This is a genomic window from Cutibacterium equinum (assembly GCF_028021195.1).
Classification (GTDB): domain Bacteria; phylum Actinomycetota; class Actinomycetes; order Propionibacteriales; family Propionibacteriaceae; genus Cutibacterium; species Cutibacterium equinum.
Window position 1 is genome coordinate 1,689,760 of record NZ_CP115668.1, and the last position, 24,723, is coordinate 1,714,482.

The 24,723-nt window shown below is 63.5% G+C and carries 28 protein-coding genes and 1 pseudogene; 13 read left to right on the top strand and 16 right to left on the bottom strand.

Annotated features, from left to right (window positions below):
• The first annotated feature begins 55 nt into the window (after positions 1 to 55).
• On the top strand, positions 56 to 598 hold the full coding sequence (locus tag O6R08_RS07680; protein ID WP_271417602.1) for a PH domain-containing protein: 543 nt from the start codon (positions 56 to 58) through the stop codon (positions 596 to 598).
• Here the strand turns inward: O6R08_RS07680 and O6R08_RS07685 are convergent.
• Together O6R08_RS07685 and O6R08_RS07690 are read right to left on the bottom strand one after the other, a co-directional pair.
• Positions 585 to 1,301 (bottom strand): Type 1 glutamine amidotransferase-like domain-containing protein, encoded by a 717-nt coding sequence (locus O6R08_RS07685; protein ID WP_271417603.1) that lies wholly within the window; start codon positions 1,299 to 1,301, stop codon positions 585 to 587. The two genes, O6R08_RS07680 and O6R08_RS07685, sit on opposite strands and share 14 nt — an antisense overlap.
• 47 nt (positions 1,302 to 1,348) lie before the next feature.
• A complete protein-coding gene (locus O6R08_RS07690; protein ID WP_271419312.1) occupies positions 1,349 to 2,065 on the bottom strand; it encodes a biotin--[acetyl-CoA-carboxylase] ligase in 717 nt (238 codons plus the stop codon).
• Between the two features lie 263 nt (positions 2,066 to 2,328).
• Between O6R08_RS07690 and O6R08_RS07695 the strand changes: the two genes are divergently transcribed.
• Genes O6R08_RS07695 through O6R08_RS07705 form a run of 3 tightly spaced genes read left to right on the top strand, consistent with a single transcriptional unit; the run spans position 2,329 to position 4,776 of the window.
• Positions 2,329 to 3,903, top strand: a complete 1,575-nt coding sequence (locus O6R08_RS07695) for an acyl-CoA carboxylase subunit beta (RefSeq protein WP_271417604.1) — start codon at positions 2,329 to 2,331, stop codon at positions 3,901 to 3,903.
• Complete coding sequence (locus O6R08_RS07700; protein WP_271417605.1) at positions 3,900 to 4,133, top strand: acyl-CoA carboxylase subunit epsilon; 234 nt, start codon at positions 3,900 to 3,902, stop codon at positions 4,131 to 4,133. Before O6R08_RS07695 ends, O6R08_RS07700 begins: the two co-directional genes overlap by 4 nt.
• A 1-nt stretch (position 4,134) precedes the next feature.
• Positions 4,135 to 4,776 (top strand): Maf family protein, encoded by a 642-nt coding sequence (locus O6R08_RS07705; protein WP_271417606.1) that lies wholly within the window; start codon positions 4,135 to 4,137, stop codon positions 4,774 to 4,776.
• 59 nt (positions 4,777 to 4,835) lie between these two features.
• Here O6R08_RS07705 and O6R08_RS07710 read toward each other — a convergent pair whose 3' ends face one another.
• Both O6R08_RS07710 and O6R08_RS07715 read right to left on the bottom strand, forming a co-directional pair.
• Positions 4,836 to 5,255 carry a hypothetical protein gene (locus O6R08_RS07710; RefSeq protein ID WP_271417607.1) on the bottom strand — a complete coding sequence of 140 codons (420 nt, stop codon included), beginning with the start codon at positions 5,253 to 5,255 and terminating at the stop codon, positions 4,836 to 4,838.
• Between the two features lie 25 nt (positions 5,256 to 5,280).
• The gene (locus O6R08_RS07715; RefSeq protein ID WP_271417608.1) at positions 5,281 to 6,492 is read right to left on the bottom strand and encodes an arginine deiminase; all 1,212 of its coding nucleotides are present in this window, start codon (positions 6,490 to 6,492) and stop codon (positions 5,281 to 5,283) included.
• A 57-nt stretch (positions 6,493 to 6,549) separates the two neighbouring features.
• Here O6R08_RS07715 and O6R08_RS07720 point away from each other — a divergent pair, with 57 nt between their 5' ends.
• Entirely contained in the window at positions 6,550 to 7,284 is a 735-nt protein-coding gene (locus O6R08_RS07720; RefSeq protein WP_271417609.1) for an SDR family oxidoreductase, read from the top strand.
• A gap of 79 nt (positions 7,285 to 7,363) precedes the next feature.
• On the opposite strand, the gene O6R08_RS07725 is transcribed toward O6R08_RS07720, so the two are convergent.
• Positions 7,364 to 8,167, bottom strand: coding sequence for a hydroxymethylpyrimidine/phosphomethylpyrimidine kinase (locus O6R08_RS07725; RefSeq protein WP_271417610.1), 804 nt, complete (start codon positions 8,165 to 8,167; stop codon positions 7,364 to 7,366).
• A gap of 314 nt (positions 8,168 to 8,481) precedes the next feature.
• On the bottom strand, positions 8,482 to 8,691 hold the full coding sequence (locus O6R08_RS07730) for an ATP-binding cassette domain-containing protein (RefSeq protein ID WP_271417611.1): 210 nt from the start codon (positions 8,689 to 8,691) through the stop codon (positions 8,482 to 8,484).
• Between the two features lie 461 nt (positions 8,692 to 9,152).
• On the opposite strand from O6R08_RS07730, the pseudogene O6R08_RS07735 reads away from it, so the two are divergent.
• The 5 genes and pseudogenes from O6R08_RS07735 to O6R08_RS07760 all read left to right on the top strand — a co-directional run.
• Positions 9,153 to 10,118, top strand: a pseudogene (locus tag O6R08_RS07735) (IS481 family transposase); the annotation flags it as partial.
• 410 nt (positions 10,119 to 10,528) lie between these two features.
• Positions 10,529 to 10,852, top strand: a complete 324-nt coding sequence (locus tag O6R08_RS07745; protein WP_271417612.1) for a hypothetical protein — start codon at positions 10,529 to 10,531, stop codon at positions 10,850 to 10,852.
• Complete coding sequence (locus O6R08_RS07750; RefSeq protein ID WP_271417613.1) at positions 10,849 to 11,172, top strand: hypothetical protein; 324 nt, start codon at positions 10,849 to 10,851, stop codon at positions 11,170 to 11,172. Before O6R08_RS07745 ends, O6R08_RS07750 begins: the two co-directional genes overlap by 4 nt.
• Before the next feature lie 696 nt (positions 11,173 to 11,868).
• Positions 11,869 to 12,507, top strand: coding sequence for a hypothetical protein (locus O6R08_RS07755; protein WP_271417614.1), 639 nt, complete (start codon positions 11,869 to 11,871; stop codon positions 12,505 to 12,507).
• Between the two features lie 27 nt (positions 12,508 to 12,534).
• Entirely contained in the window at positions 12,535 to 12,753 is a 219-nt protein-coding gene (locus O6R08_RS07760) for a hypothetical protein (protein WP_271417615.1), read from the top strand.
• A 419-nt stretch (positions 12,754 to 13,172) separates the two neighbouring features.
• Here O6R08_RS07760 and O6R08_RS07765 read toward each other — a convergent pair whose 3' ends face one another.
• The 7 genes from O6R08_RS07765 to O6R08_RS07790 form a co-directional block, all read right to left on the bottom strand.
• Positions 13,173 to 13,682 carry a hypothetical protein gene (locus O6R08_RS07765; RefSeq protein WP_271417616.1) on the bottom strand — a complete coding sequence of 170 codons (510 nt, stop codon included), beginning with the start codon at positions 13,680 to 13,682 and terminating at the stop codon, positions 13,173 to 13,175.
• Between the two features lie 131 nt (positions 13,683 to 13,813).
• Entirely contained in the window at positions 13,814 to 14,053 is a 240-nt protein-coding gene (locus tag O6R08_RS07770) for a hypothetical protein (RefSeq protein WP_271419314.1), read from the bottom strand.
• Positions 14,054 to 14,094: 41 nt separating this feature from the next.
• Complete coding sequence (locus tag O6R08_RS07775) at positions 14,095 to 14,268, bottom strand: toxin-antitoxin system toxin subunit (protein WP_271419315.1); 174 nt, start codon at positions 14,266 to 14,268, stop codon at positions 14,095 to 14,097.
• A gap of 746 nt (positions 14,269 to 15,014) precedes the next feature.
• On the bottom strand, positions 15,015 to 15,203 hold the full coding sequence (locus O6R08_RS07780; protein WP_271417617.1) for a DDE-type integrase/transposase/recombinase: 189 nt from the start codon (positions 15,201 to 15,203) through the stop codon (positions 15,015 to 15,017).
• A 302-nt stretch (positions 15,204 to 15,505) separates the two neighbouring features.
• Entirely contained in the window at positions 15,506 to 15,706 is a 201-nt protein-coding gene (locus tag O6R08_RS07785) for a hypothetical protein (protein WP_271417618.1), read from the bottom strand.
• A 290-nt stretch (positions 15,707 to 15,996) separates the two neighbouring features.
• Positions 15,997 to 16,338 (bottom strand): hypothetical protein, encoded by a 342-nt coding sequence (locus tag O6R08_RS11325; RefSeq protein ID WP_333907882.1) that lies wholly within the window; start codon positions 16,336 to 16,338, stop codon positions 15,997 to 15,999.
• Between the two features lie 352 nt (positions 16,339 to 16,690).
• Complete coding sequence (locus tag O6R08_RS07790) at positions 16,691 to 17,281, bottom strand: HAD family hydrolase (protein ID WP_271419316.1); 591 nt, start codon at positions 17,279 to 17,281, stop codon at positions 16,691 to 16,693.
• Between the two features lie 204 nt (positions 17,282 to 17,485).
• On the opposite strand from O6R08_RS07790, the gene O6R08_RS07795 reads away from it, so the two are divergent.
• Positions 17,486 to 18,220 (top strand): DeoR/GlpR family DNA-binding transcription regulator, encoded by a 735-nt coding sequence (locus O6R08_RS07795; RefSeq protein ID WP_408640103.1) that lies wholly within the window; start codon positions 17,486 to 17,488, stop codon positions 18,218 to 18,220.
• A gap of 576 nt (positions 18,221 to 18,796) precedes the next feature.
• Here the strand turns inward: O6R08_RS07795 and O6R08_RS07800 are convergent.
• Both O6R08_RS07800 and O6R08_RS07805 read right to left on the bottom strand, forming a co-directional pair.
• The gene (locus tag O6R08_RS07800; RefSeq protein ID WP_271417620.1) at positions 18,797 to 19,795 is read right to left on the bottom strand and encodes a magnesium transporter CorA family protein; all 999 of its coding nucleotides are present in this window, start codon (positions 19,793 to 19,795) and stop codon (positions 18,797 to 18,799) included.
• A complete protein-coding gene (locus O6R08_RS07805) occupies positions 19,792 to 20,310 on the bottom strand; it encodes an NUDIX hydrolase (protein ID WP_271419317.1) in 519 nt (172 codons plus the stop codon). Before O6R08_RS07805 ends, O6R08_RS07800 begins: the two co-directional genes overlap by 4 nt.
• Positions 20,311 to 20,569: 259 nt before the next feature.
• Between O6R08_RS07805 and O6R08_RS07810 the strand changes: the two genes are divergently transcribed.
• Together O6R08_RS07810 and O6R08_RS07815 are read left to right on the top strand one after the other, a co-directional pair.
• On the top strand, positions 20,570 to 22,339 hold the full coding sequence (locus tag O6R08_RS07810; RefSeq protein WP_271417621.1) for an acetyl/propionyl/methylcrotonyl-CoA carboxylase subunit alpha: 1,770 nt from the start codon (positions 20,570 to 20,572) through the stop codon (positions 22,337 to 22,339).
• Between the two features lie 56 nt (positions 22,340 to 22,395).
• Positions 22,396 to 23,118: a hypothetical protein gene (locus tag O6R08_RS07815; protein WP_271417622.1), complete on the top strand. Its 723-nt coding sequence runs from the start codon at positions 22,396 to 22,398 to the stop codon at positions 23,116 to 23,118.
• A 123-nt stretch (positions 23,119 to 23,241) separates the two neighbouring features.
• On the opposite strand, the gene O6R08_RS07820 is transcribed toward O6R08_RS07815, so the two are convergent.
• A complete protein-coding gene (locus O6R08_RS07820; protein WP_271417623.1) occupies positions 23,242 to 24,621 on the bottom strand; it encodes an NAD(P)H-quinone dehydrogenase in 1,380 nt (459 codons plus the stop codon).
• Between the last annotated feature and the right edge of the window lie 102 nt (positions 24,622 to 24,723).

The window sequence follows — 24,723 nt, forward strand, 5'->3', positions numbered from 1 at the left end:
TATGCCCGCCAGGCACGTCGCTGGTTCACCGTGCCGGGTCGGCCATACTGGAACCATGGTGCGAGTCGGGCAGCCACTGCGGCGCAATCGTGACGAGACGGTGCTGGTGCACTGCCGCCGTCACGCGAAGGCACTGTTCTGGCCTGTCGTCGTGGGGTTCGTGGCAGTCGTCGGTTCTGCCGCCCTGCTCGGCCTCATGACGGTCGAGATGCGCGCCCAGTACTGGCCGGTCGTCGCAGCGATCGCGGCCGCACTCATCATCGTCGGCACCATCGTCCCGTGGCTGAGGTGGTTCACCACGACGATGACGGTCACCGACCGACGTGTCATCCTGCGTCGAGGCGTCATCATCCGGCGAGGTCACGACATCATGATCGACAGCCTCGTCGACGTGTCCTGGCAAGCCGGCGTCCACGATCGGATGATGGGCTGCGGCAAACTCATCCTCACCAGCCCCTCAGACCAACTGGTCCTCACCGACGTGCCAGGAGTCCGTCGTCTGGCAGATCTCTTCGCAGACCTGGCCGACCAACGTCATGGCGGCGACGAGTACGGCTACGACGACCAGCAGCAACCCTGGCAGGTCACAGCACGGTGACGTCGAGCTCCTCGCGCAGGATTCCCGACGACGTCGGCTCCTCGGATGCGCAGAATCGTGAGACCGAGGCGTCCTCACGCTCGGCCACGGCGTCGCGGAACTCACCGTCGACGAAGTGGATCGCGGCTCCGTCATCGACTGCGTAACCGGCGGGAAGCACACCGTTGGCAACCGCCTGGGCGTAGACCGGGGCACGCTCGGACTCGCCGTCGAAGTGGGGGCAGAACGACCCGTCGAGTAGACCCATGCCGCCTCGCCACGCGCGCAAGTCACCGAAGGCATCGGTGAGGCAGCCCGAGAACCAGCACGCCGCACCGGCGGCGACCCCGGCGAGCACGACATCCTCCGGGGACGACGTCATCTGCCGGATGACGTGATCCACCCCGTGCATGCGCCACAGCGCCATGAGGTTGGCCGCCGAACCAGCGCCCGAGACGATGACGTCGGCTTGGGACAGACGCTCCACCGACTCCGCAGCACCCTGCCACAGGGTCAACACCATGGTCCTCACACCCAGCGCCGAGTAGGCGGCCAGGAAACGGTTGACGTAGACCGGGTCGTCAGCTGCTGCTGTGGGGGCAAAACACACCAGGGGCGAGGGCTTACCGGACAGGTCAAGGATGTGACGGTCGAGGGCAGTGGGTTCACCGCGGTTCGACATCGAGAATCCGCCGCCACCAAGAGCCAGGATGTGGGTCGTCATGGTCAGCAGTCTAGGTGGTGGCGACGATCAGGGTGCCGTGGTGAAAGTCACCCGGTTCGCAGATGGTTGACATCCCCGGCGTTGAAGGTGCGACGTCCTTGCGAGGTTTCCACCACGATGGCTCCGTCGGCATCAACGTCGACACCCACACCTTCAACGGCTTCGTCACCTCCACCGATAGTTTCGGGGTCGAAGGTGAGACGAACCGGAGCTCCGATGGTGTCGCACCGGGCAACGTACTCGTCCCGCACGGTCCCGGTCTCCAGCCACACTCGCAGCAGTGCGTCGAGGTGGACCATCAGGCTGGCCAGCAGCTCATTCTTGTCGTGGTTCAACCTGCACAGTGCCAGGGAGGTTGCCGTCGGGACGGGCAGTTCCTCGGTTGACATCGACACATTGATTCCGATCCCGATGACAGCATGAGGCCCGGCTGGTCCGTCGACGCGCTCGGACAAGATCCCGCACACCTTGCCACCGTGGTCGGTGCCAAGATCGACGAGCACGTCATTGGGCCACTTCAACGTCACTCGGGAGCGGTCCGCCCCGCCGACTTCCTCGATGGCCTTGGTGACCGCGAGCCCGGCCACCATCGAGAGCCAGCCCCAGTCCTGGGCGCGACGGTCATTGGGCACCAGGGCAGAGATCGCCAGACCCGTTCCGGGAACATCGTGCCAACTGCGTGAAAAACGTCCCCGTCCGCCCTCCTGGTGGTCGGCGACCAGCAGACGGAACGAGGTTCCCCCGGCGCGGACGAAGGCGGCCATGTCAGCGTTGGTCGAGCCGGTGGAGTCGACGCAGGCAACCCCTCCGCCATGAGGTCCGGTGAACATGGTGTTCCCGGAAAGTTCGATGACGCGATGAGCAATGGCAGCAGGCGTGGCAGGCACGCGCTCAGACTATCCATAGCGGCCACGGTGAGGTCGTGGCGGTTCCGGGATTCAGAGCCGACCACACCCCCAAGGCCACAATCGGTGTCTGGAACAGGCCTGACGCGACGCGTGTGGGCTGCGACGGATAGTCTCGGCACATGGAGATCGACATTCACACCACGGCAGGAAAGATCGCCGACCTCGGTCGGAGGATCGACGAGGCCGTCAATGCCGCATCCCCCTCGGCCATCGAGAAGCAACATGCCGCCGGAAAGATGACCGCTCGGGAACGCATCCTGCGGCTGCTCGACGAGGACTCCTTCACCGAGCTCGACGAGTTCGCTCGTCACCGCTCGACGAACTTCGGCATGGACCGCAAACGCCCCTACACCGACGGTGTCATCACCGGTGTCGGCGCGATTCATGGCCGTCCGGTCTGTGTGTTCAGCCAGGATGTCACGATCTTCGGTGGCTCCTTGGGCGAGGTCTATGGCGAGAAGATCTGCAAGATCATCGACTTTGCCGTCAAGACCGGTTGCCCCCTCATCGGTATCAACGAGGGCGGCGGCGCCCGTATTCAGGAGGGTGTGGCCTCCCTGGCCCGCTTCGGCGACATTTTCCGTCGCAACACCAGAGCATCGGGTGTCATCCCCCAGATCTCCATCATCATGGGTGCTGCGGCTGGCGGTCACGTCTACTCCCCCGCCCTCACCGACTTCATCGTCATGGTCGACCAGACCTCCCAGATGTTCATCACCGGCCCGGCCGTCGTCAAGCAGGTCACCGGCGAGGATGTCTCCCTCGAGGAATTGGGCGGCGCACGCACCCATTCCACGAAGTCGGGCAACTCCCACTACCTCGCCAATGACGAGGACGACGCCTTGGAGTTCGTCCGTGACCTCGTCAGCTACCTGCCCCAGAACAACCTGGAAGACCCGCCGTTCTACGACGACGGCGAGGTCGACCTGACGATCACCGACCACGACCGCAAGCTCGACGTCCTCATCCCGGACTCGTCGAACCAGCCCTACGACATGCACGAGGTCATCACGACCGTGCTCGACGAGGACACCTTCCTGGAGATCCACGAGCTCTTCGCCCCGAACGTCATCTGCGGATTCGGGCGCATCGAGGGCCGGGTCATCGGCATCGTCGCCAATCAGCCGATGGTCAACGCCGGCACCCTCGACATCAACGCCTCCGAGAAGGCCGCCCGGTTCGTGCGCACCTGCGACTCCTTCAACATCCCGGTGCTCACCTTCGTCGACACCCCCGGGTTCCTGCCCGGTGTTGAGCAGGAGCACGAGGGCATCATCCGACGCGGAGCCAAGCTCATCTACGCCTACGCCGAGGCCACCGTGCCGCTGCTGACCGTCGTCACCCGCAAGGCCTATGGCGGTGCCTACATCGTCATGGGATCCAAGACTCTGGGAGCCGACGTCAACCTCGCCTGGCCCACCGCCCAGATCGCCGTCATGGGTGCCGAGGGGGCCGTCAGCATCCTGCACCGTCGCACCCTGGCCACCGATCCGGATCCCGAGGCCAAGCGCAAGGAGCTCATTGACGAGTACGAGACGACCCTGTCGAACCCGTACCAGGCCGCAGAGCGGGGCTGGATCGACCAGGTCATCCACCCGCACGAGACCCGCGCCTCGGTCATCCGCACTCTGCGTCTGTTGCGCACCAAACGAGAGGCTCTGCCTCCCAAGAAACACGGGAACATACCGCTGTGAGTGAGCACACCATGAACGACGAGACCATCAAGGTCACCAAGGGAAACCTCACCGACGAGGAGCTGGGTGCCCTCATCGCGGTGTTGACCGAGCTCACCCGTCCCGGCCCGCATGCCTACGTGCCCGACGACCGGCCGATCGCCTTCGGGTGGAAGTCTTACTGGCGCACCATCCGTGAACCGTTCATGCCCGGCCAGGCGGCTTGGCGGGGATCTCTGCGACGCTACTGACATGACGACCTGTTTCATCCTCGCGTCACAGTCCCCGGCCCGGCTGCGCATGCTGCGCTCGGCCGGTATCGAACCCATCGTCATCGCCTCGGGAGCCGACGAAAGCCGTATCCCCGGGGAGAACGCGGTCACGATGACGTCCCGGCTGTGTCGCCTCAAGGCCCACTCGGTCATCGACTCGGGGGCCCTCGACGAGCACCCAGCTGACCGGACGATCGTGGTGGCCTGCGACTCCGTCCTCGATCTTGACGGACGTATCCTTGGAAAACCCCACACCGCTGAGCGTGCCCGGCAGTGGTGGCGCCGGATGAGAGGTCACCAAGGGGTCCTCGTGAGTGGACACCACGTCGCCGTCATCGAGGAGGGCCAGATCCGGGAGCAGACCCGCGTCGGCCAGACGGTCGTCACCTTCGCCGACCTCACCGACGCCGAGATCGACGCCTACGTCAGCAGCGGAGAGCCGGCCAAGGTGGCTGGTGCCTTCACCATCGACGGCCTGGGCGGCGCCTTCATCACCCGTATCAACGGCGACCCCCACAATGTCACTGGGATTTCCCTGCCCCTGGTGCGCCAAATGCTCATGGACCTCGACGTCGAGTGGTCCTCGCTGTGGAACGGCCCCAAGGGCGGACACCTGTCCTGAGTCCGTACCTGCGGCGCGGCATCGTCCAGCGCGAAACCAGACTCAGCCGTGCCGCAAACTCAGCCGTGCCGCAGGGTCAGCCCGGCGGCCTCGTCGGAGGATGTGAACGCACCCGTCCACCCCTGGGTGTCGGGTCGGTTCGAGGTGAATGTCAATGACCCGTTGCCATCCCCGGTCACCACGAACCCCGATGCCGCCAAGTTGGCTGCCAGGAAGTCGTGCACCCTTCCCGAGGTGTCGGGCTCGGTGAGCAGGGTGATGTTGTTGGCGTGATCGACACGCATGGTGACGTCCAGTCCCTGGGGCACACGGAAGTTCCGCGGACCATTCTCGAACCCGAGTCCCGCCAAGGTCTGCGCCCCAGCCGGTGCCGGGGTGGGTGAACCGGCATCCGGGGTGGGCACGGCTGCCTGATGCGAGGGAGCGCACCCTGCCACAACGAGCAGGGCCGTCGCTACCAGCACTGCTCTGGACTTCATGCCGGTGATGTTAGCTGATGTCGCCTCACACCTCGTCACGCAGCACCGGGCACGACATGCACCGTGGGCCGCCACGTCCCGACCCCAGCTCCGAGCTCGGAATCGTCAGCACCTCGATGCCGGCGGCCTCCAAACGAGCATTGGTGTTCGTGTTGCGCTCGTAGGCCACCACCACACGCGGGGCCAGGGCCAGGGTGTTGTTGCCGTCATCCCACTGCTCGCGCTCGGCAGTCACGGGGTCAAGACCCGTGTCGATGACGCGCATCCGGTCGATACCCAACGCATCGGCAGCGGCGGTGAGGAATGGTGCCGGCTCACCGATGTGAATGTCGTCGCCGTCAGGAGTGAGCGGAACGGCCATCAAGCTGTCCGCGACCTGCGGGTACATGACGACGGCATCGACGTCGACCATGGTGCACACAGTGTCCAGGTGCATGGTGGCGCGCTGTTGATGGATCGGCACGGCTAGCACAGTGCGGGCCACCCCCAGCTCGAAGGCGCTACGAGCAAGACGCTCGGCCCCCGCGGGGGTGGTGCGCTCCCCCACTCCAATCGCCATCACCTGTGGGCCCAGATGCATGACGTCTCCACCCTCCAGATGCTCCAACCGCCAGCCGTAGCAGTCGCTGTGTCCCCGGAAGCTCGGATGGTGACGGTAAATGAGGTCAGTGAGCTGGGTTTCGCGACGACGGGCCGGCATCGTCAAGGAGGTCACGGCGGGACGGTCTCCCACCCAGACGCTGGAGTCGCGGGTGAAGAGCAGGTTGGGCAGCGGGTCTATGATGAAATCCTCGGCAGCCAGCAGACTCGTCACGAGGCTGCGAGGCGCGGCGGGCTCGACGGCGGCCAATTCACCGTTGGACAGGCCGGCCATGAGCACTTTCGCCAGCATCTGGCTGGACAATTCCGACAGACGCTGGCGCAGGTAGCTGCGCAGCCCGTCGCCGTATCTCAAATCGGTGAGCAGATCGTCAAGGGCCTGGCGCCTGGCAACCTCGTCGTCGAGGGTCTCGCACAGGAGATCTGCGAGCAGGAGGACCTCGACACCCCGTTCTTCCAGGATCGACGCGAAAATGTCGTGGTCACGCTGGGCCTGGTCGACCCACGGCATCGCGTCGAACAGGAGCTTGTCGTTGTTGCGAGGGGTCAGTCTGCGCAATTCGTCGCCGGGCCGATGCAGGATGACTCTGCGCAACCGCCCAACTTCGGATCTGACATCGCACGTGCTTTCTGCCATGACGGTAGCCAACCACACCCCGACGTGGCGTGCTGGCAAGACGGGTACCGTGGCGTCATGAAAACCCCCACAACCTCGAAAACTTCACGTACCGACCACCACACCAAGACAGTCCTTGTGACCGGGGCGACGCGCGGCATCGGACGGGCGATCGCACAGGAGCTGGGACGCGACCACCACATCATCGTGGCGGGACGCCACCGCGAGGCCGTCGAGAAGGTCGTCTCAGAACTGCCTGACGCCTCCCCCTTCGTCGCCGATCTGGCCGACGAGGAGGCCACCGCGGCGGCCGTCTCCCAGCTGGACAGCCTCGACGTCCTCGTCAACAGCGCCGGGGTGAGCGCCGCGTTCCCCGGTGACATCGCATCCCAGACTCGCCAGGAGTGGCGCCGGGTGCTGGAGATCAACGTCGTCGCTGTCGCCGACCTCACTCGTCTCGTGCTACCCCTGCTGAGGGACAGCCACGGCGACATCGTCATGATCAATTCCGGGTCTGGTTTCTTGCGGACGCCGGCTGGTGGTGGGGTCTATGCGGCCTCGAAGTACGCGCTGCGTGCCCTCACCCACGCCCTGCGCGAGGAGGAGCGTGGCGTGGTTCGGGTGACGTCGATCCACCCGGGTCGTGTCGACACCGACATGCAGGTGGAATTGCAAACCCAGGCCGGTCGTCCCTACGACGCCTCGCAGCATCTGCGCCCCGAATCGGTCGCCGTCACCGTTCGTGCCGCTCTGGAGGCCAGCCCGGAGGCCATGATCGAGGAGCTGTCGGTACGCCCGGTATTCCGACACTGACCCGACGCGACCGCCGTGATCATGGCGGACCGGGCAGGACGCGGCCCCGGTTGACATCCGCCGGGGCCACCGTCACTGATCACGCCTGGTAATGACCTTGGTAGACGCAGTCGAACGGGGCGTTGCCGTGCATCCGGTTCTCGATGGCCGAGACGACGACCTGCTTGGCGGTGCGCGCCGCCTCCAGCGGGCTGACCCCCTTGGCCATCTCAGCGGTGATTGCGGCAGCGAGGGTGCAGCCAGCACCAGAGACGCGCTCCTGACCGACGGCGGGAACCTCAAGGACCTCGCAGTCGTGGCCGTCGTAGTAGACGTCCAGGGCGGTGCCGGTGTCCAGCAAGGTGCCGGCCTTGGCGATGACGACCGGAACCCCCTGGTCACCGATCCTCTTGGCAGCATCCTTGAGGGCCTCGACCGAGGTGATCTCGTCAACCCCGGCGAGGGTCTGGGTCTCGAAAAGATTCGGGGTGATGACGTCGGCGTGCGGCAGGATCTGCTCGCGCAGGGCGTTGTCGGTGTCGAGGGCGGCGCCGGCTTCCTGACCCTTGCAGATGAGGACCGGGTCAACGATGACCTTGGGGAAGTTGTATGTCTCCAGGGCCTCGGCGACGATTCCGATGGTCGTCGGGGTGCCGAGCATGCCAATCTTGACGGCGTCGATGTGGCCGTGAACAGCGACGGCGGCCTCGATCTGATCGTGGATGACCTGCGGATCAACCGGCACAAATCGGTGCCCCCAGTCGTTGTTGGGGTCGAAGGAGACGATGCAGGTCAGGGACGTGCATCCGAACACCCCGAGCTGGTGGAAGGTTTTGAGGTCGGTCTGGGCTCCGGCGCCACCGGATGCCTCAGATCCGGCAATGGCTAGTGCAATCTTCGTCACATCAGCCAGTCTAGGAGCCTTGCCCGGTGATGTCGGGAGTTGCCGGGGAGTGACCATGACACCGTCTGAAATTGACGGAACCGCCCATGGCGGCGTCGCCAGGACTCGTCCTTGACCGTCCTCTCAGGTGGGATGAAGTAGTACGCGGCAATCAGCGTGTCGTCTATCCGGCTGGCCGGGACGCGCATGTGGCGGGGAGCGGCCAGATGCTCTATCGACAGTGACCTGGCCGTCGACATGACCTCAACCATGTGCCTCACGTCGGGTTGCCAAGGGGGTCGTCGAGGAAGACGACCTCGGACTGACGGTCCAACTCACCGATTCGGACTGACGAAGCGAAGCACGGCGAGCTTGCAGGCGATCGTGGACGAATCGGCCCGGTGAACGTCGATCCCGTCAACGGCTACCGTCCCGGCCGACGGCTTCTGCAACCGGGCCATGACGGCCAGCAAGGTCGGCTTCCTCGCGTCATTGGGCTCGATGAGGGCGATGACCTTCCCACCTGTCAGGCCGAGTCGCCTCATCGAGGACTTGATTGAGGATTCCCGTGGGAAAGCTCATTACTGAAGCCGACAAGATCCCTTCCGGTTCGTCCACGGTCCTTTGAGTTACATGGGGGCTGCACGTCGGACATTTTGGAACCCGCTCGGTGGGGATTGTTTCCTCTTTCGCGTACGCCGCTTTCTTTTTAGCGCCACCAGTGTTTGGATTTCTGGCCAGCAGGCTCGGAATCTTATGCGCATTGGGGTTAGTGGCCATTTTCCTATTGGTCTCGCTGCCGTTCGCTCGCGCTTTGGACGTGGAATCAGGATGAGTCTCAATTGGCGCTTGGCGCGCCCCTCAACCGGTACGCAGCACCTAGTTGTAACCACCACACAGGTTAGGTACATCGGGCTGGTCAGAGACAGCTCTGGCTGGACACGGGCGAGGGCCTCTGGGTGGAGTGTGTTGCTACCACACAAAGCACGACTTTCAAGAGGCCCTCATGACCCACCGTAATGCCCCGTTGTCCGAAACCGGACGTTTGCGCCTGGCCTGCTGCATCGTCGAGGATGGCTGGCCCCTGCGTCGGGCCGCCGAACGCTTCAACGTCAGCGTCACCACGGCCCAACGCTGGGCACAGCGCTACCGCGCCCACGGGCCGGCCGGAATGCGTGATCACTCCAGCCGACCCCACTACCAGCCCCGACGGGTCTGCCGTCGCACGCAACGACGGGTGGTGGGATTGCGCATCACCCACCAGTGGGGCCCAGCACGCATCGCCTACCACCTACGCCACCAGCACCTCAGCGTCTCGACCGTCGGCAAGATCCTGCAACGCTACGGATGCCCACCCCTGACCTGGATCGACAAGGCCACCGGCGCCCGGCTACGCGCCCAGCCCACACCCGTCCGCTACGAACACGACACCCCCGGTTCGCTGGTCCACGTCGACATCAAGAAACAAGGCCGGATCCCCGACGGCGGCGGCCACCGCATGGTCGGACGCGCCCAAGGAGTACGCAACCGTGGCCGATCCGCCAGCGGGGGTGGGTATCACTACATCCACAACGCCGTCGACGACCACTCCCGCCTGGCCTACGTCGAGGTCCTCAGCGATGAGCGCAAGGACACCGCCGCCGGGTTCTGGACCAGGGCCAAGGCCTGGTTCGCCAGCCAGGGCATCACCGTCAAGCGGGTCCTGACCGACAACGGCTCCTGCTACCGGTCCAAAGCCTTCAACAAGGCACTCAAAGACACCCACATCACGCACAAGTACACCCGGCCCTACACCTACGCCGCTGCTGTCACCGAAGGACTCCGGCGATCCGTCGACGGGGACGCCGGCTACTCCGGGCTCATCACCAAAAATCCCGAGCACCCCGCCTGGGACACTCACTGGATCACCAACCACCTCTACGACCTTGACGAGCTGCACGCCGGCCTCGACGCCCACGGGTTCATGCCGGCCCCTTCATGGCGACGCACCCGCCGGAAAAATCCGGCAGGTCTGGGCCGTAACTGCGCGATCTTCGAGACCGCTCGTGTGTGGGCGTACCAGGAAGCACGACGCATCCGCCTACGCCACGAACACCCCACCCCCGCCGACACCGCCGACCTGGGCCGCGCGATCACCGCCCACGTGGCCGCCCTCAACGCCGACTACACCGAACCGTTGCCCGACTCCGAAGCCGCGTGCATCGCCCGATCCATCACCAGCTGGATCACTACGGAGTCCCGTTTGTGGATCCAATCCAGCACAGCCACACAAGCCACCTTCACCACCATCCAATCCGCCCGCGGCCGCAAAGGAGGCCGCAAAGGAGGCCCCGCAAGCGGGGCTACCCGGCGCCGTATTCGTAACGAGAAGCTGGAGAAGCTATGAGTGACTTCCGTGTACCGCGCAACGGTCGCACGACCAAAGAGGCTGCAGAAATCACCGGCCTCTCAACGCGCAGTATCCAACGATGGACATCCGTGCCGCGTGACCAGTGGCTCCAGGAAAAGGCCGACGAACGTGAAGCCATGCGCGCCTACCACGACGACGAACATCATTCGTGGTCAGAGACCGGCAGGCATTTCGGCATCGACCCATCGACCGCGCGACGACGCGCGTTCCGTGCTCGCAAGGAGCGTGCTCGTGAAGCTGAGGAGGCCGCCAAGGGTCCAACGTTGTTCGACATCGACCTTGATGAAGTGTCATGAGCACGTACGGCGAGCAGAAAAAAGCGTGGACTCGGGAATGGTCTCGTCTCCGTCGCGAGTACCTGAACGGCAAAGTTCTCGACGCGGTGGTTTTACCTTCCGGCGCTGGCGTGCGGTGGGAGTGCCCCATATGTGGCGCCGTCGGCACCGACGTAGCTAACACCAAACTCGCCACGACAGCCGGACGCAACCACGCACAGACCCACATCAGCGCCGACGACCGCGCCGCCCTGGAAGCCCTCAAAGTCACCCACATGCCCGAGGAACTACTAACGCCCTCCCAACGCACCCTCCGCGACCAGATTCAGACACACAACTGACACCCCTTAGGCAATGTGCGCCACGAACCAAGTCAGATAATTCCGGGGTCTGGGGGTCCCCCAGGGGGATCCTTCCGTAGGAGCGAAGCGACTTCCCTTCTTCCACCGCCCCCCTGAGCCCCCGAAACCCCGCACCTGGGCAACAAGTACGCAGAAGTCCCTGCGAGGCGCTGAGAGGGGCACACAGAGACGCAAGCAGCAGGCCAAGGGTCCCTTCCGGGCGTAGAAGCCGCTTTGAGATCCTTTCAGGGGGCGGGGGTACAAATCTTAGCCCCGAACCTGAGATGCGCTGAGAGGGGCCACAGAGAGCCGGTGAGGGGCATTCAGGGGCAAGCGGCCCGGCCGCCGCCATCGATGCCTCATCGGTCCCGTCCGGCCCGTCCGGCCCGGGCGTCGCACTCGAGGCGACCGGGCGTAGGGGGGTACGGGGGGTTAATGATGGTTCTTCCTTGATAAGGGGGTTTGGGGGAAAGTGACACCCGTGTCACAGTGGTCGGACCCCCAGTGTCACCCGTGTCACAGTGGACCCCACTAGGGCAAGCACCATCACCCATCACGATCGACGGGCGGGCATCACCACGCCCATAACGACGCGACACACTATCGGGAACCCGCAGCCGCCAGGACCCTGCTACTGGACCCTGCAGGCCCTAGACTCCTGTCCACCCTGGCAACACTTAAACGAGGAGGTTTACGTTGCTGATTCCAAAGAAGTCTCTGATTGCAACTCTCGCAGTCAGTGTTTGCCTGTCAACGACAGGCGTTCTCAGTGCCCAAGCGCTCGAGCCCGCAAGTAACCCTGTTATCAGTGCTACCTCAGCCGACGGTGAACTTACTCAGAGCGACGTTGACCTCCTGAGTCACATCGCTGCGATTGATGTAGAACACGCTTCGGATGCCGAGCTACGGTTTCTTGGGTTTACTGCAGATCGTGATTCTTCAGGAAATGTTGTGGCTTACCGGATGGATGCTGAAACGCGTGCTCAAATGGAACGCGAGCAGCTACTTATCCAGTCAGAGGATGAGTTGACAAGCATGCATTCAAAAATGCATGGACATGTTGCTCACCCGATGGGTGGTGCTATGAACTGGGTCCAATGTACTGCCCAATTAGGAGCATTCGTAGTAAGCTACGTTATCCCAGCAGGTAGAGCGCGAGCTATCGCCGTTAAAGCCATCGGAATCGTGAAGCGACGTGGTGTTGCCAAGACGATCCAAATCCTCAAGAAGTTCCGCAAATTGAAGGGCGTTGAGGCAAAAGATGCGGCAGACCTGATCGCTGCGGTTGTCGGACTTGATTTCCTGGCACCCTGCAAGGCGGCCATGGGTTTCTAATTAAAAAAGAGATGCAGGAGGTTTGACGTGAAGAGCAAGCTTTATAAGCCGGTTGTGCAGCTGCTGATAGCAATCTCTATTGGAGTTCCCGTTATCGAGTGGCTGACAACGGGAAGAATGATCCAGCTGTCTCGTTGGGAGCATGTGCTGTTGGGGCTTCTAGCGCTTGGTTTCTTGTACGAAGGATGCAAGAACATGAATCATGTTATTTCCGGTTCGCGCGAGCGAGGCGAAAAGAGACTATGAGCTCTGACTAGTAGGATTGAAGAGGCTGATTCACATTAGAATAACCCTATTGAATAGGTGCGTTGTAAGCCGAGGCTTACAACGCACCTATTTCGCCCGGGGCGCATGTTGCGTGTGTGTTGTGATGATGCAGGGCGCTGGTTCGAGTTGGTTGGGCTGGTGTTCGATGACGAGCAAGTGCTAGTCATCCCATGCGATGCGGCGCGCTCGTCCCGGACGCCCTCCAATGGGGAAGGGGCCTTCTCGTACAGTCGCAGTACGACTGGATCCAGAACTAGACGCTGCGCTGATGTCTCGACTGCCGAGAGTAGGCCTCGCGCTACCGAGTCAGATGATCGGGGGTCCCGGGGTGTCCCCGGGAGGGTTCCCGCATGAGCGAAGCCGAAGAATCCGCGTCATGAATGAGACTCCAGAAGAGTTCACTTAAGAGTGACGCTTTTCCCGGTTACAGGAGCCCCTTTATTTCCGGTTATATAAACGGTGCTATTGGGGGGAACATAGCTCTTGGAACACACAGTTTTAGATCCGTTAAGCCAACAGATTTTAGCGTAATATTTGCCGCTATAGAAGGACTGGCGCTGAGGGAAGTATCCTGTAGTAGTGCCCTTGTTGAAGAATGCGAAGTCACCAATCGGGTAACCAGACATCCAGCAAGCGTCACTGGAACCGCAGTTGCCCCTCCTGTAGGCCCTATCCGTTCCTACAATTTGTGTCGAAGAAACCTCATCGCCGGTGTTTACGTCAATAAAGTAGGCGGTATTGGCGTCGGATTTCCCATCGGCAGCCTTAACTTCTCCAGTTTTTACGTCGGCCCTCATCTCAGTCTGTGAACCATTTTCAACCGGGGCAGCATAAGACACCAGGGGGGACATGGAGAGGGCTGCGGAGCCTACAAGAACAAGGACAGGAATAGAAAATACTCTTTTCATGCAGGCAGAATACTACATATTAGGTTCACGGAGCTTTTGCCAGCAGCTTCCAGGGCGGCTGTCTCAGGCTGCATCGCATGGGACACGATCACCTTGTCTCCATCATCCAGCGTATGCGCACCGATTAGGGCTCAGCTGGCTTTGAGGGTCTGGGTGACCTCACGGGTAAGTGCCTGGCGAGTCCACGCGGACACGGTTATGCCCTGCCGGGATGCATCCTGTTCGATCAACCGCCACACGGTGGCACTGACTCGAATCGTGTGAGGCTCCAGGGGTTCGGTCTCGATGTCATCCCAGGGCCGCCCCTCGAATGGCTCGACCTGCAACCCTTCAAACCCCGACTCGGCTTCACTCGCCCACCGGTGCACCATCTCGTTGGTAACTCGAACACCATTGTCGGCCACAAACTCGCTCATCTCGCCCTCCTCATCTGAGCCAGAAAACCCTTCGTCAACCAGTTCGCGTGGATCACGAGCACGGACCCGTCAACACCGCGCACGAACACCAATTCGATTGACCGACCCGCGCCATCGAACCCAATCGTCGCCCACCAAACCGGCTCGGCATCCTCATCACCCCGACGCACTCGAGCACCACCAGAACCCGTCTCGTACGCCTGCCGAATCTGCTCCGCACCCACACCGTGCTTGGTGGCATTCGGATGAATCAGCAACCGCATACACACCAGCATACGTTCATAGAACACACACTGTCATCACCGCTATTGAGGCCGTCAAGAGCGTCTCGGCCCAAAGAATGCACTAGGTGTGTCAGATTTTCTCGGTTGGTGACATGTCCTCATTGTGTGCGGGGGTGAGCACTCGCTTCCGTCGACCTCCACGGTCCGAAGGACAGTGCCCAACAAGCCCAGCTCTGTACCCAGATGCGCGCCAGCATCAGGGCCCCAGTACTCGCCCCTGTGCGGCCCTCTAGAGGGGCTTAGAAGCCCGCACAGCCCCACACGCGAGAAAGGATGACTACCAGACCTCGAAGGGCCTCACAGGGGCGGCAGTGGGCAGGGCAGGGGCGGAGTGAGCTGGCGGTGTAGCGGAAGTCGCTTCGCTCCTACGGAAGGATCCCCCTGGGGGACCCCCAGACCCCGGAACTATCTGACTTGGCTTTCGTGGCGTACATTGCCCATGGTCAGAGATGAAGTTAGAGTGGGATCATGATCGAGGCCGAGGCCACACAATGGGAACAGATGTGGTTGCCGCTGTGGCCGCTCGCTACTGATGACCTAGCGGAGCACTTGGCGGCGACGCAACTCCGGCCCCGCGAACGTGGGGTTTCCAGTGAAGAGTTCGCGTTTTAGGCTGGCGTTGAATGACTCGGTTAGACTGTGTGGTCCGAGTTCGTCCCGACAGCATCCATGAACTGGGCCACACCCAGTGTCCGGCAGAATGTGACGTAGGCCATCGACGTGTCGACTGACCCGTGATCGCTGTGGAGGATCGCGCCACTGATGCTGCCGCGCTCCGCGCAGGCGGCTTTCAGCGCGTCTTCGACCAGTTCGGTGCGCATGTGGTCCGCGACGGTCTAGCCTGCCAGTTTGCGGGGGTAGCAGTCGATGGCAGGGCAGATACGGGTTCCCACCACCGGCCAGCAGCAGGTAAGTGATGTCACCGACGTAGCGCTGGTTCGACGCGGTGGCGGTGAAGTCCCGCATCAACAGATCGCCGAACTGCTCGTCGGCTCCAGCGCTGCTGGCAGGCGGGGGCTGCTTTCTGCCAGGTGTAGAACGCAGAGCGGGACAGCTCCAGCACGTGGCACAACCGCTTCACCGAATTGGGTGGCCTGGTGGTCGGTGACGAACTGGAAGCGGTTCACCAGTTCGTCTCCCCGACGAAATATTTGGCCGCCTTACGCGGGATGTCGCACTCGGTCTCCACCTTGGCCTTGTCAGCGCGCAACCGCGCGTTCTCGGCCTCCAACCGGGCGCGCCGCGCCGCCATCGACTCCCCAGCGACCGCCGCGGCCGTCGCGTTGTTCGTCCGCACCCCGTTGCCCACGTCCTTGACCCACAACGCGAACGTTCCCCGGACGACGCAGGTCAGCGGCGACCTGCTTCAACGTCGCGTCCGGGGTGGTCTCGTACAAGTCAACGGTCGGCTGACGAAAACTTCATCGAGTAGTTCTTCCTGGCCATGGTCCTGATCATCTCGTTTCCTTCAGCCCATGCTGGATTCCACATTCCCACAGCCCGGGGGCATGGCCCGGAGCCAGTTACACCGTTTGTAGGACACTCTGAAACCTGCGGGTTGGGGCGCTTGATGACCGCACCAAGGCGGCCGTGCCACCAACTCGACCAGCGCGGTCATAACACTTGTCGGAAGGCTGCCGTGTGGATGGTGTTGGGGAGCATGGCGGTTGTGGTAGTTCGGTAAGTGCACAGGGTCGCCTTTGGGAAGGTCCATGCGGTGGAAGTTGGATGCGATCGGACCCAGGTGACCAGCTCGTGGGGTTGGAGAATTGGTCCGCGGAAATGGAGCAGTGATGCGTACCAGAGGTCTCGCTGACTGATGGGTCCTTCTCTGTGGGCGTCGGGACCGAGTTCGCGGCCGAGGGTATACGTTCGGAACTGGTCTGCATCCCCGCCGGTCGGATCAAGGACGGCGAGGACGCCACCGGGTGTCAGCACGAGTTGTTCGAGTCTCATGGTGAGGGGAGGGTGCTGGGCACAGGCTCGGTCCAACGCGCGCGCACACCTCATAGCGAGGGGATCTCCAGGTGGTACGGGTCGCCGGTTTTCCAAGGCTCTGATTGTGATGTGTGCGCAACCTTGGGCGCCGCTGCGGAGGTGTGTGGGGCCGGCCAGATCCACCGCTGTCTGGGTCAGGGAGTCCAGTGCCTGACTGGCTTCAGGTGGTGGCATCAGCACGATGCTCAGCGGCCATCGTTCTGCCCCTTGCCGCGGCGAAGGCTCGCTGGTGTGATGCCTGTTCAGCACTGCCTCCTCGCCGAGAGCTTGCAAGACGCGGACATTCACGGCCGGTGGAGTCTCAGTGCTGTCACTGGATGGCTCCAGTGAGTCGGTTGCGCAGGTCGTGGAGGTCGTGGCACACCAGGTCGGCGTCGGTGCGTCCTCCCACGGCCGCGACGACCGTCCCGGCAGCGCGTGCTGCTGCAAGGCCCGGCTCGGAGTCCTCGACGGCCAGAGTCTGGGCAGGAACGGCCCCACAACGCTGGCTGCCCTGGATGTACCCGTCGGGGGCTGGTTTACCGTGCTCGACGTCTTCGAACGCGACCAACAGGGACGGAGCAAAGCCCGCTGCGCCGAGCCGGGCGAGGGCGAGCCGACGGGGAGCGTTGGTGACGACGCCCCATGCCATCGAGCGGCCTTCGAGCCAACCGACAAGCTCGTGGCCTCCAGTGACTGGTCTCACGGTGCCCAGCTGTGTGCATTCGGCATCGAGCTGGTCGGCGACCATCGCCCGGACCTCTTCCTGGCACAGTTGGGGCAGGAAGTGCGTGACCGTTGAGGCCACGTCCCTGCCATGGCAGTAGGCCAACACATCGGCAGGAACGATGCCGTTGCGACGTGACCATGCGGTCCAGATGGACTCCACGGCTTCGGTGGAATCCACCAACGTTCCGTCCATGTCGAGCAGAACCGCCCGGATCCCGGTGAGCAGCGCGTCACGCGCCATGGCCATCCCCTGCCTGACCGTTCAACTGGCGGCACACGCTCGCCGTGACAGTCGTCCCACGTGTGGTGAGTACGGCCCAGATTCGGTTCCACAGATGTGTCATGCCTCCAGCATCTATGATGAAATAATCATGTGCAACGAGTATTTCGTCAGAGAATGATCATCAGGGCGCTGGGCCCGTTCCCGACCTCCGTCGAGTCACTCGTCGAACTCACAGGGGCGTCCCCGGCGACGATCCGGCGCGACCTCACTGACCTGGAAGGCCACGGGCAACTCCGCAAGGTCCACGGTGGGGCCGTGGCGGTGGCATTGCGGGGAGCACCGATGCCGTACTCACTGCGAGCTGCCGAGAACGCGGGGGGCAAGGCTTCCATCGCCCATGCCGTCGCAGATCTGGTTGATGACGACATGGCGGTGGTGATCGACAACGGTTCGACCATGGCGGCCGTGGCCGAGGCCCTGCGAGGCCAACCCGTGACGGCACTGTGTCTCTCGTTGCGTGCAGCCCTGCCCCTCGCCGCTACCGGGACAGCCACGGTCGCCACACCAGGTGGCACAGTCATGGCGGAGAGCCTCCGTTACGAAGCCGCCTCATGCCTTCAGGCCCTGGACGGATTCCGCGCCGATATCGCCGTCGTGGGCGCGTGCTCTGCGGCACCCGGCACTGGCCTCACCGTAACCACCCACCAGGACGCCCAAGTGAAACGAGCCATCCTTCACTCCACGAACCGCACTATCCTGGCCGTCACAGGCGACAAACTGTCCAGAACTTCCAGTTTCCGATTCGGGCAGATCGACGACATCGACGATCTCGTCACCACCCCAGACGCACCTGACGCGGCCCTAGAAGCCTTCCGCGTGGCAGGAGCCACGATCCATATCGCCGCCTGAGACCAGCCCCAGCGAAAGCGCGCTTCTCGGCTAGTTAGAGAATCTCTTACAGGACCCGATCCGGCCAGGTTCTTCGCACCGGCTCGCGATGGTCGGCCAGTTCCAGGGCACGACGCCGGAACTCCGGCGACTTCGCAACAGGCATCACGAGCTCCTTCCCTGAGGCCACCATCACCTCAGAATCAGTGTTCGGAGAACCGGGTCAGGCTCCCTTTGAGTGCACACCGGGTTAGGAATTACCCACTAGTAGCCCTTCATTCTCCGAGACCGTGACAACCACGGGTGCGCGAGGGCCCCGGTCGACCGGGCGACGTCGAGAACCCTGCAGGAGGAGAATATGCAGCCCCGCTGGCCGCTGGCCAGGCATGGGCGGCAGAACCGAGCCGACTGGGAATCAAGCCGTCTTGGATGTCGTTCACCGCACGCTGCGCATAGGCCGCGAGCTTGTCGTCGGCGGCCAGCACGATCTGTCCAGCCGCGGGGTGTCTCACATGTGCCGGTACGGCATGCAGTCTCACCCTAGTTGATGCAATCTAAGGACGAGAGTTCTGCACTGTCAGACGCCTATTGGCCTACTCAGATCCAGTCTTCCTTCCGAAAAACCAGATAGAGCACGACGCTCGACACCACGATGAGCCCGACCGAGATCCACAACCCCAGCGGTCGGCCATCACCCAGGAAGGGGATGTTCTGCCCGAACCACCCCGTGATGAGGGTCGGGACGGCGATGATGGCCGCCCACCCGGCCAGCTTCTTCATGACGGCGTTGAGCTTGGCGTCCTGGATGGACAGATTCGTCTCGAAGATCGTTGCGACGAGGTCTCGCAGGGAATCGGACCATTCCGAGACGCGCATGGAGTGGTCGTACAGATCGTTGAAGTATGGCTCGAGAACTCGGGGAACAGCGACGGCTTCCCTACTCGGACGGCTGATCGTCGAGACGATCTCGCGCATCGGAAGCACGATTCGCCGGAACTGCACCAGCTCCTTGCGCAGCCGGTACACCCGCTTCTGCACTTTCTGGGTGTCGATCGAGTCGTCGAAGAGTTGGTCCTCGACCTGCTCGACGACGTCATCGAAGTGCTGGGCCGTGTCGAAGTGACCATCGACAAGCACGTCGAGAATGGCATGGACGACACCCATCGGGCCGTTCGAGACCAGATCGGGGTTGGCGTCGAGCCGGTTGAGCACTTCCGTGATCTCGGGTAGATCGTCGCGATGGACGCTGATGACACCATGGGCAAATACCCACACCGACACCTGGGAAACGATGAGACGGCTGTTGGGATCATCCGTCTCGCCGATGGTCGCGGCGTAGGTCGTCAGGAACAGATGGTCGGGGTAACGGGTGACCTTGGGACGCTCTCCGGGGGCCTGAGCATCCTCGACGGTGTGGAAGTCCAGATTGAGTTCTTCGGCGAGGGTGTCGATGTCCTCGTGATCGGGATCGGTGAGGTCGTACCAGCTCAGCGTGTGGTTGTCGGCAAGTTCGTTGCTCAGAGTGTCCAAGGGGATCGACTCGGCAACAACCTCCCCGTCCCGCCACACTCGGGAGGACAGTTGAGACAGGCTCATGGGGTTTCCTTGCGGTCGGTGCCGTCGGCATCCGCGTCCGAGCTGAAGATGACGTCATCAGATGGGTGCAATGCGACCTCGATGCAACGGCGATGGCGGGCAGCCATCTCGGGCAGCTCGTCGACATCGAAAAAACCTGTCCGGGTCGATTCATCGTCGCCCACTCGAGGCTCCCCACTGACCCACCGGCACAGGAACTCGTGGTCGAGGAACTGGCAGCGGTCGCCGTTGGGGTAGGTGATGGGGGCGGCGACATTGACACGGACCAGGCGGAGGATCTCTGCCGCAACCCCGGTCTCTTCCTGAATCTCCCGGAGGATGGCCTGGTCAGGCCGCTCTCCCGGTTCGATGATTCCGCAGACCGGTGTCCACGCCCCCGTGTCGGCGCGTTGGACGAGGAGGACCTGGGGTCCGCGTGAGCCCTCACGAAGCACGACGGCGCAACTACCGGACAGCCACAACCGTTCGTGCCCGATGTGACGTCTGAGGTCCACGATGAACTGCGGTGTCGCCATAATCGTCAGGCTAGCGGTTGCCGAGCCACCCTCGCGGAACCACGGCGACCTGGCGGCGTATTCGTGGTGGCGATCCCGGTCATTCAGATGCCAGGAGCCACCACATCGTGCCGTCATCATCGGATCTTCCGCAGGTACCACGCGACCTCGCTGGTGCATCATCGGGTCCGGAAGAGGTGGACCGTGGCCATGCAACGACCGTTGACCCCTTAGACTCGCCATGAGGGGCGCTTGGCCCCGAGATCCGATGGGAGGAACCGTGGACAAGACCATCAAGCGGGTACTGGTCGCCAACCGTGGCGAGATCGCAGTACGCGTCATCCGTGCCGCCAAGGATGCCGGTATCGCGAGCGTGGCTGTCTACGCGGACTCCGACTCCGAGGGATTGTTCGTCAAACTTGCCGACGAGGCCTTCGCCCTCAACGGCGTCATCCCCGCTCAGACCTACCTTGACGGCGAGAAGATCCTCGACATCGCCCGTCGAGCCGAGGTTGACGCGATCCACCCCGGCTACGGGTTCCTCTCCGAGAACGCCGACTTCGCCCAGGCTGTCGTCGACGCCGGGTTCATCTGGATCGGTCCGCCGCCAGAAGCCATCCGGGTCCTCGGGGACAAGGTGCAGGCCCGTCACATCGCCCAGAAGGTCGGCGCCCCGCTCGTTCCCGGTACCGCCGATCCGGTCGACGGCCCCGAGGAGGTCGTCGAGTTCGCCAAGGAACATGGCCTGCCGATCGCCATCAAGGCGGCCTTCGGTGGCGGCGGCCGAGGTCTCAAGGTTGCCCGCTCGATGGACGAGGTCACCCATCTCTACGAGTCGGCCGTCCGCGAGGCCGTCACCGCTTTCGGACGCGGCGAGTGTTTCGTGGAGCGCTACCTCGACAAGCCGCGTCACGTCGAGACCCAGTGCATCGCCGACCAGTACGGCACGGTGCAGATCATCTCGACCCGTGACTGCTCCTTGCAGCGTCGTCACCAAAAACTCGTCGAGGAGGCCCCGGCCCCGTTCCTCAGCGACGAGCAGATGACCCGTCTCTACGAGTCCTCCCGGGCCATCCTCAAGGAGGCCGGATACGTCGGTGCCGGAACCTGCGAGTTCCTCGTCGGCCTGGACGGCACCATCAGCTTCCTGGAGGTCAACACCCGACTGCAGGTGGAGCATCCGGTCTCCGAGGAGGTCGCCGGTGTCGATCTGGTGCAGATGATGTTCCACGTCGCCCAGGGCGGCCACCTCGAGCCTGAGGACCCGAAACTGCGCGGCCACTCCTTCGAGTTCCGCATCAACGCCGAGGATCCCGGCATGGGATTCATGCCCGCCCCCGGCACCCTGACCTCGTGGCAGCCTCCGTGCGGCCCCGGAGTCCGCGTGGACGAGGGCTACCATTCCGGCATGACGGTTCCGGGAGCCTTCGACTCCCTCATCGGCAAGCTCATCGTCACCGGGGATTCCCGCGAGCAGGCTTTGGCCCGCGCCGCCCGGGCCCTCGACGAGATCGTCATCGACGGCATGCCGACGGTCATCCCCTTCCACCGGGCGGTGGTCAACGATCCTGCCTTCACCGCGACTGACGGCCACTTCGGCGTCTTCACCGACTGGATCGAGACCGAGTTCGACAACACGATCGAGCCCTACACCGGGTCCCTGGGAGAATCCGCCGACGTCGAGCCCCCCTACGAGGTCGTCGTGGAGGTCAACGGTAAGCGGGTCGAGGTCAGCATTCCGGGATCCCTGCACGGCGCCCGTCAGGCCCCCAGCACGAAGTCTCGTCGTCCCACCCGCCGCAACCGTGCGGGCCGTCACAGCGCGGCAACCGGAAACTCGGTGGCGTCCCCGATGCAGGGAACCATCGTCAAGGTCAATGTCGTCGAGGGGGAGCAGGTCAACGAGGGAGACCAGATCGTCGTCATGGAGGCCATGAAGATGGAGCAGCCCCTCGCCGCCCACCGCTCTGGCATCATCCGCAACCTCAGTGCCACGGTCGGCTCGACGGTCGCCTCCGGCGAGGTCATCTGCGAAATCGTCGACGAGTGAGGTGGACAGCGTCATGTTTCTTGTGAGTGTCGGTTCCGGAAGGCATTCTGGAGACCATGTCCGGTAACGTCCTGCTCTTCCTGCTGTTCTTCGTGGGACTTGTGGCAACAACCGCATCGCTGATACGTGCCCAGCGTCAGTCCCGCGAGATGGAGGCCCGGCGCGCCCAAGCCATCGAGGCCAAGGTCTCGCAGATGCGCAAGGAGACCGAGGAGGACGTCACCACCTTTGGTGAGGCCCTGCGCGATCTTGACATGGAGATGATCGGCAAGGAGGTCTCGGCCGAGGGACGCAAGGACTGGAACATGGCCTTGGACTGCTACGACCGCGCAAAGACGCTGATGGCCCAGGACAAGGGCACCCGCTCGATCCCGCTCGTCACCGAAACCCTCGAGGAGGGTCGTCACGCCATCGCCTGTGTGCAGGCCCGCGCCAATGGTGAGCCGATTCCCGAGGTGCGCCCGCCGTGTTTCTTCGACCCGGCTCACGGCCCGTCGACCACCGACGTCATGTACTCCCCGGACGGTGGGGTTGCCCGCAAGGTTCCGGCATGCGCTGCCGATGCCCAGCGCATTCAGCAGGGACGCTCCCCGTGGATCCGCACCGTCGACGTCAATGGCGCCCAGCTTCCCTACTGGCAGGCCGGCCCGGACTATGCCCCGTGGGTGCAGGGCTACTACCGGCGTTACGAGTCCGACCCGGTGATCAGTGGGTTGGCCGTCGGCGGGCTGGGCCTGGTTGGTCTGGGCCTGTTCTCGGCTCTCTTCGACGACTTCTGACCCTGCTCGATCCGCGAGAACACACCGGACCCCTGACGATGCGTCGCGGGGTCCTGTGTGTCAGGAGCGCGACCTCACGAGATCATTGCACGAGGTCACATCACGAAAGTCACGTCACGAAAGTCACGCCACGAAGGTCTGCAATCGTCGGGCGGCCTCCGAGACCGATCCCGACAGCGACGGGTAGACGGTGAAGTCGTGTTGGAAGGCGTCGACGGGAATCCGCTCGGCCACCGCGACCGAGATGGGATGGATGAGTTCGCTGGCCCGCGGGGAGACGACCACGCCGCCGATGATGTTGCCAGTGGCAGGACGGCAGAAGAGCTTGACGAAACCGTCGTGGATTCCCTGCATCTTGGCCCTCGGGTTGGTCGACAGGTCGAGCAGGGTGGATCGGGCCTGGACCTTGCCGGAGTCGACGTCGGTCTGGGTCACACCGACCGTGGCGATCTCGGGAGAAGTGAAGACATTCGAGCACACCAAGGACAGGTCCAGGGGCTGGAGGGCCTGCCCCAGGGCGTGCCAGACCGCGATGCGTCCCTGCATGGCTGCCACCGATGCCAGGGCGAAGACCCCGGTGCAGTCCCCGGCGGCATAGATACCCGGCACGGTGGTGCGCGAAACCTTGTCAACGCTGATGTGGCCGCGCGGGCCCACCGCAACACCGACCTCTTCCAGACCGAGATCCGAACTGTTCGGCGTTGCCCCGACGGCCATGAGGACGTGGGACCCACGCACGGTCCGGCCATCCTCGAGACCGACAACGACCCCGTCGCCGTCTCGTACCGCAGACACCGCACGCGAGCGAGACAGGACCTCCATGCCGCGAGACTCGAAGACCTGCTGCAGCACCCGAGCCGCGTCCGGGTCCTCACCCGGAAGCACCTGGTCACGCGAGGACACCAGGGTCACCCGGCATCCCAGGGAGTCATAGGCCGACGCGAACTCCGCGCCGGTGACACCCGAGCCCACCACGATGAGATGCTCGGGGATCTCTTTCAAGGAGTACACTTGTTTCCAGGTGAGGATGCGGTCCCCGTCGCAGCGCGCATCCGGAAGCTCACGCGGGGTCGTACCGGTGGCCAGCAGCACGATGTCGGCGTCGATGGTCTCGCCGTCATTGATGACAACGCGATGCCGGTGACCGGGAGCGCCGGCGGCCAGACGGGCACGACCGCGGATGACGCGCACTCCACTGCGCTCCAAGGCCCGGCCAATGTCGTCGGACTGGGCCTGAGCCAGACGACGTACCCGGGAATTGACGGCGTCCAGATCGACGTCGAAGGCGTCGGTGTGACGAAGACCGAGTTCGGGCGCGCGCCGCAGGGTGGACGTGACCTCGGCAGTGGCGATGAGGGTCTTGGAGGGAACGCAGTCAGTGAGAACGGCAGCCCCGCCCACACCGGTTTCTTCCACGACGGTGACGTCAACGCCACCAGTTGCCGCAACGTTGGCGGCCTCATAGCCTCCCGGACCAGCACCAATGATCACCATGGACGTCATGGCCGCATTCTTTCAGCCGGGAGACGATTTCTGTTGACATCGAGAAAATTTTTCGACCTGGCCTGGCCTCGAGTCGGCACGCCACGTCACGTGCCCCGGCTC

Bases quoted from the DNA above. Each gene is read 5' to 3' on its own strand.
- O6R08_RS07680 (WP_271417602.1), top strand. From the start codon at position 56: ATGGTGCGAGTCGGGCAGCCACTGCGGCGCAATCGTGACGAGACGGTG.
- O6R08_RS07685 (WP_271417603.1), bottom strand. From the start codon at position 1,301: ATGACGACCCACATCCTGGCTCTTGGTGGCGGCGGATTCTCGATGTCG.
- O6R08_RS07690 (WP_271419312.1), bottom strand. From the start codon at position 2,065: ATGGCCGCCTTCGTCCGCGCCGGGGGAACCTCGTTCCGTCTGCTGGTC.
- O6R08_RS07695 (WP_271417604.1), top strand. From the start codon at position 2,329: ATGGAGATCGACATTCACACCACGGCAGGAAAGATCGCCGACCTCGGT.
- O6R08_RS07705 (WP_271417606.1), top strand. From the start codon at position 4,135: ATGACGACCTGTTTCATCCTCGCGTCACAGTCCCCGGCCCGGCTGCGC.
- O6R08_RS07710 (WP_271417607.1), bottom strand. From the start codon at position 5,255: ATGAAGTCCAGAGCAGTGCTGGTAGCGACGGCCCTGCTCGTTGTGGCA.
- O6R08_RS07715 (WP_271417608.1), bottom strand. From the start codon at position 6,492: ATGGCAGAAAGCACGTGCGATGTCAGATCCGAAGTTGGGCGGTTGCGC.
- O6R08_RS07720 (WP_271417609.1), top strand. From the start codon at position 6,550: ATGAAAACCCCCACAACCTCGAAAACTTCACGTACCGACCACCACACC.
- O6R08_RS07730 (WP_271417611.1), bottom strand. From the start codon at position 8,691: ATGAGGCGACTCGGCCTGACAGGTGGGAAGGTCATCGCCCTCATCGAG.
- O6R08_RS07745 (WP_271417612.1), top strand. From the start codon at position 10,529: ATGAGTGACTTCCGTGTACCGCGCAACGGTCGCACGACCAAAGAGGCT.
- O6R08_RS07750 (WP_271417613.1), top strand. From the start codon at position 10,849: ATGAGCACGTACGGCGAGCAGAAAAAAGCGTGGACTCGGGAATGGTCT.
- O6R08_RS07765 (WP_271417616.1), bottom strand. From the start codon at position 13,682: ATGAAAAGAGTATTTTCTATTCCTGTCCTTGTTCTTGTAGGCTCCGCA.
- O6R08_RS07770 (WP_271419314.1), bottom strand. From the start codon at position 14,053: ATGGTGCACCGGTGGGCGAGTGAAGCCGAGTCGGGGTTTGAAGGGTTG.
- O6R08_RS07780 (WP_271417617.1), bottom strand. From the start codon at position 15,203: ATGCGCACCGAACTGGTCGAAGACGCGCTGAAAGCCGCCTGCGCGGAG.
- O6R08_RS11325 (WP_333907882.1), bottom strand. From the start codon at position 16,338: ATGAGACTCGAACAACTCGTGCTGACACCCGGTGGCGTCCTCGCCGTC.
- O6R08_RS07790 (WP_271419316.1), bottom strand. From the start codon at position 17,281: ATGGACGGAACGTTGGTGGATTCCACCGAAGCCGTGGAGTCCATCTGG.
- O6R08_RS07795 (WP_408640103.1), top strand. From the start codon at position 17,486: ATGATCATCAGGGCGCTGGGCCCGTTCCCGACCTCCGTCGAGTCACTC.
- O6R08_RS07800 (WP_271417620.1), bottom strand. From the start codon at position 19,795: ATGAGCCTGTCTCAACTGTCCTCCCGAGTGTGGCGGGACGGGGAGGTT.
- O6R08_RS07805 (WP_271419317.1), bottom strand. From the start codon at position 20,310: ATGGCGACACCGCAGTTCATCGTGGACCTCAGACGTCACATCGGGCAC.
- O6R08_RS07815 (WP_271417622.1), top strand. From the start codon at position 22,396: ATGTCCGGTAACGTCCTGCTCTTCCTGCTGTTCTTCGTGGGACTTGTG.
- O6R08_RS07820 (WP_271417623.1), bottom strand. From the start codon at position 24,621: ATGACGTCCATGGTGATCATTGGTGCTGGTCCGGGAGGCTATGAGGCC.